The sequence below is a fragment of the Clostridium uliginosum genome (genome assembly GCF_900112485.1).
Taxonomy (GTDB): domain Bacteria; phylum Bacillota; class Clostridia; order Clostridiales; family Clostridiaceae; genus Clostridium; species Clostridium uliginosum.
On the sequence record NZ_FOMG01000028.1, the window covers coordinates 43,702 to 50,641 of the forward strand.

At 29.7% G+C, this 6,940-nt stretch carries 5 protein-coding genes; 4 read left to right on the forward strand and 1 reads right to left on the reverse strand.

Annotation, left to right across the window (positions count from 1 at the left end):
* Positions 1-223: 223 nt before the first annotated feature.
* Complete coding sequence (locus BM027_RS14895) at positions 224-1,924, forward strand: N-acetylmuramoyl-L-alanine amidase family protein (RefSeq protein WP_090093552.1); 1,701 nt, start codon at positions 224-226, stop codon at positions 1,922-1,924.
* Positions 1,925-2,420: 496 nt separating this feature from the next.
* On the opposite strand, the gene BM027_RS14900 is transcribed toward BM027_RS14895, so the two are convergent.
* Positions 2,421-3,251, reverse strand: a complete 831-nt coding sequence (locus BM027_RS14900; protein ID WP_242943348.1) for an Rpn family recombination-promoting nuclease/putative transposase — start codon at positions 3,249-3,251, stop codon at positions 2,421-2,423.
* A gap of 627 nt (positions 3,252-3,878) precedes the next feature.
* Between BM027_RS14900 and BM027_RS14905 the strand changes: the two genes are divergently transcribed.
* The 3 genes from BM027_RS14905 to BM027_RS14915 all read left to right on the forward strand — a co-directional run.
* Positions 3,879-4,556 (forward strand): response regulator transcription factor, encoded by a 678-nt coding sequence (locus tag BM027_RS14905; protein WP_090093567.1) that lies wholly within the window; start codon positions 3,879-3,881, stop codon positions 4,554-4,556.
* On the forward strand, positions 4,553-5,953 hold the full coding sequence (locus tag BM027_RS14910; RefSeq protein WP_090093554.1) for a HAMP domain-containing sensor histidine kinase: 1,401 nt from the start codon (positions 4,553-4,555) through the stop codon (positions 5,951-5,953). The genes BM027_RS14905 and BM027_RS14910 overlap by 4 nt, the downstream gene beginning before the upstream one ends.
* Before the next feature lie 370 nt (positions 5,954-6,323).
* On the forward strand, positions 6,324-6,940 hold a 617-nt coding region (locus BM027_RS14915), incomplete at its 3' end, for a hypothetical protein (RefSeq protein WP_090093556.1).

Genomic DNA, 6,940 nt, shown 5'->3' on the forward strand with positions numbered 1-6,940 from the left:
CATAGATTATATAAAATTCCAATGAATTTAATAACATTAGTACCTGAAAATTATTATAATTCATTTTAATTCTTTTAAAGGAAATATAATTATATTAAAATTATACAAAAAACTATTCCCAAAGCTTGTCTACCATGTTAGAATAAAAACTGTAATTGAAAAACAAACAACAAAAAACGACAAATGACAAAAAATATAATACAAAAATTCAGGGGGATTGAAAATGATAAAAAGAGTGAACAAATTAACAGCATTATTAGTTGCAGCAACAGCTGTGGCTTCAATGGTACCAGGAATTACTGCAAATGCTGCAGACTATACTAAAATAGCTTCACAAGAAGGAACAATCTATGCAGCGAAAGCTTACAAAGATGGAAAATTCTATGTAGATGGTAATGTTAAAGATGGAACTTCTGAAGCAGCTTATTACTTAAACGGAGGACAATACACTCAAATAGATGGTATTGATTCAGGAGCAACAGTTACTGGTACTTATGGAGATAAATATGTTTCTGTAGATGACGGAAGTTACTATGTTGATTTATCAAGTGGTAAAGTAACAGATGAAAAAGTAGCAGAAAATGCTAAAGATGATGCTGCAATGGCTTTAAAAAAGAACATCAAAGATAAAGCAAATGACAGATACACAACTCAATATGCTGATTTGAAAACTGATTTAACTGAACTTCCAGGAGCAGAATTTGGTGCAACTTGGTATGCAACTACTTACGACGGTAAGAATGTTTATACTGATGCAAAAGGAAACTACATTGATGCAGATTACAACTTAGGAAAAATCAAAGTTGAATTTGATAATTCAAGCAAAACAGTTAACATAACTAATAGCAAAGATACAACTAAAACAGAAATAACTGATAAGAACGTTGTTAATGCTACAATAGATACAGCTAGCGCACCACAAGTAATTGGACAAGACTCAAACTATATTTATAGATTAGCACAAATAAAAGTAGCAGTTACAACTACAGCTGGTGGAACTTTAACTGATAAAATATCAAAAATCAACGGAGTTTCAGTTGGAACACCTTCTTCAGCACCTGCAAGTGTTAAAGTTATCCAAAAGATATCAAAAGCACAAGCTACAGATACTATTGATGGAGCTAAATATGCTAAAACTGTATCTGACTATGAAATAACTGATGATGCAGGAGTTGCTGTAACACCAGCAAACACTTTAGATAATAATACAAAATACAGCATAGTTGATGGAAAAATCATCACTTACACTAATGGAAAAGTACAAACTATTGAATTAAAGAGCAAAGGTGTATTAAACTACACTGATTTAGATAGTGTAAACACTGATGCTACAGGAATATTAGATGTTGATGTTAATGGAAATCTTTGGAAATTAGATGGCGGATATGTTTATCAATTTGATAACAATGACACATGGAATAAAGTTTATAAAGTAGACGGATCAATGAATCAATTATCTGTTTACGATAAAGATAACATGGTTACTTGGAATGAAAAAGATGAAGTTTATTCAATAGTTGGAAACAAAGAAACTGAAACTCCAGTTGTAACTCCAGAAGTTAAAACTGGTTGGGTTAAGAACGCTGATGGAACTTGGTCATTTGTAAAAGCTGATGCAACTAAAGTTACTGGTTGGTACAATGATAATGGAACTTGGTACATGCTAAATTCAGCAGGAATTATGCAAACTGGTTGGATCAATGACAACGGAACTTGGTACTACACTAATGGTTCAGGAGCAATGCAAACTGGATGGCAATTAGTTAACGGAACTTGGTACTACATGCAATCATCAGGAGCAATGAAAACTGGTTGGTTGAACGATAATGGTACTTGGTACTACTTAAATGCTTCAGGTTCAATGGCTGTAAGCACTACTGTTGATGGTTACAAATTAGGAGCAAGCGGAGCTTGGATCAAATAATCAGATCATATTAAAAAAAGGCGATGTTTTAAACCGTGTTGATATTGTTACATATTGTTAAGTGGGCTAAAGAATTAAACTTAAGAACATCTAAATGAGTATAGTCCAATTCCAGCTTGCTCCAAAGACAAGCTTCGGACAAGCAATTAATGTGACAATACTCATTAAGAGTTCTAAAAGTCCAATTCTAATGCCCGCTGAACAAAAATGTAACAATATCAACATTATATTAAAACAGAACCTTTAAAAAAGGACATATTAGTACTACGGATACTAGCAAATAGTGATTAAGTGTTTCTATCATTTCTGCAATAGAATTATGCCAAACTCAGCTAAAGCTTCAAACAGTGGCAAATTCTATAACAGAAATGATGAAATACTAAAATTACTATTTACAATGTATCACTATGTACTAATATGTCCTTTTTTCAGGTATAAATGATTTAATCTTTACTATTAAAAAGTATAATATTAAGTAATATTTATTGAATGTGCCTTATCTTAATTTTTGGATTTCAGCTATTGTTAATCCAGTTTTAAGTGCTATCGTTTTATTATCTAAAACATCCAATAAATTTTTAGCTATATTTATTTTTTCTTGTCTAATTCCTTTTTCTATTCCATCTCTTTTTGCTTTATTTATTGCACTTATTTTATCTTTTAATATTTTAGCTCTCATATCATAAAGTTGTCTTTGTTTGTCATCATTGCTTAATCTTATTAATTCATCCTTAGCTTCTCGTATTTCATCTATACTCATTTCTAGACTTCTTACCTTTTCACTTTCAGGATTTTTAAGAAATTCTGTCCAAGCCATTAGCATATCCTTTTCATCACTGTTTTCCTTAAGTTTAGGTATTTCTATAAAATGAATTTCACAAACATCACTTAATTCTTCATTTGTTTCAGTTTCCTTTAATCTATATCCATTATGAAACCTTTCATTTTTAAGATATTTAAAATTAAGAATATTTATGCAAACAGTTCTCTTTAATTCAGAATAATCTTCACCTTCATTAAGCTGCTCTTCATACATCTTGCTCCAATAGTATAAACTTCTTTTTATCATGTTATATTCATTTTTAAGTTGAATTTCTATATTAATAATTTCATTATTACTTGTTTTCGCTTTAACATCTAATCTCGAAAATTTATCATCTAAGAAATGTTTTTCTATATCTGTATTTTGTATTTTTACTTTAGTTATTAAATATTTAGGTTTCAAAATTGCATTTAAAAATGATATTAATACTCTTGGATGATTAGTAGAACCAAAAATATTTTTAAATACAAAATCAATTTTAGGATCTAACAAACCTTTCATCATATATTTTCACCTCTTTAAAATGTTATTAGCTTTATTATATAGTATAGACATTTTAATTAAAACAGAACCCTTAAAAAAAGGACATATTAGTACTACGGATACTAGTAAATAAAGATTAAGTGTTTCTATCATTTCTGCAATAGAATTATGCCAAACTCAGCTAAAGCTTCAAACAGTGGCAAATTCTATAACAGAAATGATGAAACACTAAAATCACTATTTACAATGTATCACTCCGTACTAATATGTCCTTTTTGGGATTCCTTCATTTATTGGATGTTGTTATCTATACTCTATTTCAGAGGGGGGTAAGCAACACGTGACTCATTTACTAAAAATAACTATTCCAGTCATTTAACATATCAATCCACTTTTCATTCTTTATGTCATGACTTTAATTTTCGCATAATTATTATATCAATTAAGATATCTGAAAGAAAATATAATAGTACTATAACTTTTTATAAAACCATTCCTAATATTTATCTATCATGTTAGAATAATAAGAATAAAGCTACGAAAAACGACAAAATACATCATTGAGATTAAAGATGTTAATGTAACTTGATACTATATGCAATAATCGGAGGCAAATGTAGATTGTATATTATGGAAGAAGGGGTATTGATGGATATAAAAATTTTGGTTGCAGATGATGATAAGATGCTTAGAGAACTTGTATGCGACATAATAAAAAAACAAGGTTATATACCTGTTGACGCATGCGATGGACAACAAGTTTTAGATATTTTTTTTGAATCAAATGATATTGACTTACTTATATTGGATGTCATGATGCCTGTATATGATGGCTGGAGGGTTCTAAAGGAAATTAGGGAATATTCTGATGTGCCAGTAATCATGTTAACAGCATTGGGAGATGAAAAACACGAGGTGTTAGGACTTAAAAAAGGAGCAGATGATTATATTGCGAAACCATTTAGCTATGAGGTGCTTATTGCTCGTATCAATACACATTTGCGAAAGGTAAAAAAGGAACGTCTTGCGAAGATAAAGGTTGGGGAAATAATAATAAATCAGGCAACACATAAAGTTATGGTATGTGATTTGGAAGTTGAATTAAACCGTAAAGAATATAGCCTTTTGATTTATTTTATAAAGAACAGAAACATGGTATTAACCCGTGAACAAATATTATTCAGCATATGGGGGTATGACTTTGATGGAGATATACGAACCATTGATACACATGTAAAAACCCTAAGAGCCAAGCTTTTAGAATGTGGTAAATATATAAAGACTGTACGGGGTAGTGGGTATATGCTTGAGGTGGATGAATCATGAAAACAATTAAAGTAAAACTGTTTTTATTATTTACAATGTTTATGTTTTTTTTAGTTTTTTGTGGCATAATTTTTAATGCATTATTTTTAGAACGTTATTATATCTATAAAAATAGAGATATTTTTATAGATACAAGTAAAGAAATCACTGAGGAATATATTAATAATAAAGAAAATATTTCTAACTTTATAAATGAGATAGATTATGTTGATGGCATAAGCTGTACAATTGCTGATATAAATATGAATGTAAAATACTATTCTTTTTCTGAAAAGTTAGGTTCTGATGAAACACGTTTACCAAAAGAAATTGAACAATTTGTTATAGAAAATAAGATGAAATTGTTAAAGACATATGTATATTCTACTGTTGAAAAACCAAATGGTAAAGCACCTAAATTAGTTTTTTCGTCACGAATGAATAATGGAGAACTTATTATTTTAAAAAAGCCTATGCAGGGTATTAAGAAGAGTGTTTTTATCGCAAATCAGTTTTATATTTTTGCAGGTTTAATAATAATTTTTATAGGTGGAATATTTATATTTATTTTTTCAAGGAAGATAACTAAGCCCATAATAGAGATGAGTAATGTTGCAGAAGATATATCAAATCTTGAATTTGACAAACGTGTAAATATTTATTCACAAGATGAAATTGGGATACTGGGAAAAAGTATTAACAAAATTTCAGAAAAATTAAGTACCAGTATAAATGAGCTTACACAAGATGTTGAACGTAGAAAACATCTTGTACGAGATATGTCACATGAATTAAAAACGCCAATATCTATAATAAAAGGCTATGCAGAAGGATTAAAATATGGTGTAGCTCAAGATAAAGAAAAGATGGAGAAGTATTGCAATGTTATATGTGAAGAATGTGATAGGATGGATGGCATGGTGCGTGAGCTTTTAAGTCTGTCTATGATGGAATCTGGAACGTTTCAGTTGAATATCACAATGTTTAATGTTGGTGACCTTATTCAAAATACAATGAACCGTTTTACTCCTGTATTTATTGAAAAAGGTATTACCTATGATTTGAAATATGAAGATTTTGTTATATCTGCTGATTATGAACTGGTAGAACGTTCTATAAATAATTTTATTACAAATGCTATTAATCATGTAGAAGGAAGAAAACATATCAAAGTGACTGTGGAAAAGAAGGGAACTGGCATAAAAATAATTGTATTTAACACAGGTAATCATATACCAGAGAATGATTTAGAAAAAATTTGGGATGTTTATTACAAGGTAGACCAAGCAAGGTCTAGGCAATATGGTGGCCATGGATTGGGATTATCTATAGTAAGATTAATAGCTAAGCTTCATGGAGGGATTACTGGTGTGGAAAATGTAAATGAAGGTGTAATATTCTTTGTTAAGATACCTTAAAATTTTTTGCTATGTTTTAAGTGAATGTTGATATTTTAATATAAAGCTCATGGACAGTGGAATTTGCTTTAAGAACACTAAAATAAATATTAGTCCTATTAATGCATGCTCCCAATCAAAGATTGTGACAAGCAATTAATAGGACTAATATTCATTAAGAGTTCTAAAAAGCAAATTCCAATGCCAGTTCGCTCTTATATTAAAATATCAACATTATTTTTAAATATAGTTATTTAAAAAAATATTAGTAATTTCACAAAAATTTCACAAAAGAATTATATTATGTACCTATAAGGAATAAGACATTCTACAAAAAGTATTATTCCAAAAAATAATAGGTAAATTTTTTATTAATGAAGGAGAGATTATTATGATGAACAAAAAAATATTGGGGATCGCTATTGTTGCTATTATGGCTATTACAAGTACTGTTCCAACTTATGCAGCTGAAAGATCTCTAAAGGATTCAGGTGCTAAACAAACGAAAATTGAAGCAAAACATACTAAGGGATTAGATAATAAAGGAAAATTTGATGGCAAAGCAGGACATGAAGGTCAAAACTTTTCAGAAAAAGCTAAAGAATTAGGAGTAGATATTACAGGACTTTCAACAGCAGATGCACAAGCAAAAATAATGGTAGCACAAGCACAAAAGTTAGGAATAGATACTACAGGACTTACTGCTGATCAAATAAAAGAAAAAATAAAAGCAACACGTGAAGACCAAGGTCTTGCAGAAAGAGCTAAAAAATTAGGTGTTGATATTACAGGACTTTCAAAAGAAGATGCACAAGCAAAAATAATGGCAGCGCAAGCACAAAAGTTAGGAATAGATACTACAGGACTTACTGTTGATCAAATAAAAGAAAAAATAAAAGCAACACGTGAAGAACAAGGTCTTGCAGAAAGAGCTAAGAAATTAGGTGTTGACATTACAGGACTTTCAACAACAGATGCACAAGCAAAAATTATGACAGCGCAAGCACA

Coding starts and splice junctions, on each gene's coding strand:
- BM027_RS14900 (WP_242943348.1), bottom strand. CDS start 3,251: ATGATGAAAGGTTTGTTAGATCCTAAAATTGATTTTGTATTTAAAAAT.
- BM027_RS14905 (WP_090093567.1), top strand. CDS start 3,879: ATGGATATAAAAATTTTGGTTGCAGATGATGATAAGATGCTTAGAGAA.
- BM027_RS14910 (WP_090093554.1), top strand. CDS start 4,553: ATGAAAACAATTAAAGTAAAACTGTTTTTATTATTTACAATGTTTATG.
- BM027_RS14895 (WP_090093552.1), top strand. CDS start 224: ATGATAAAAAGAGTGAACAAATTAACAGCATTATTAGTTGCAGCAACA.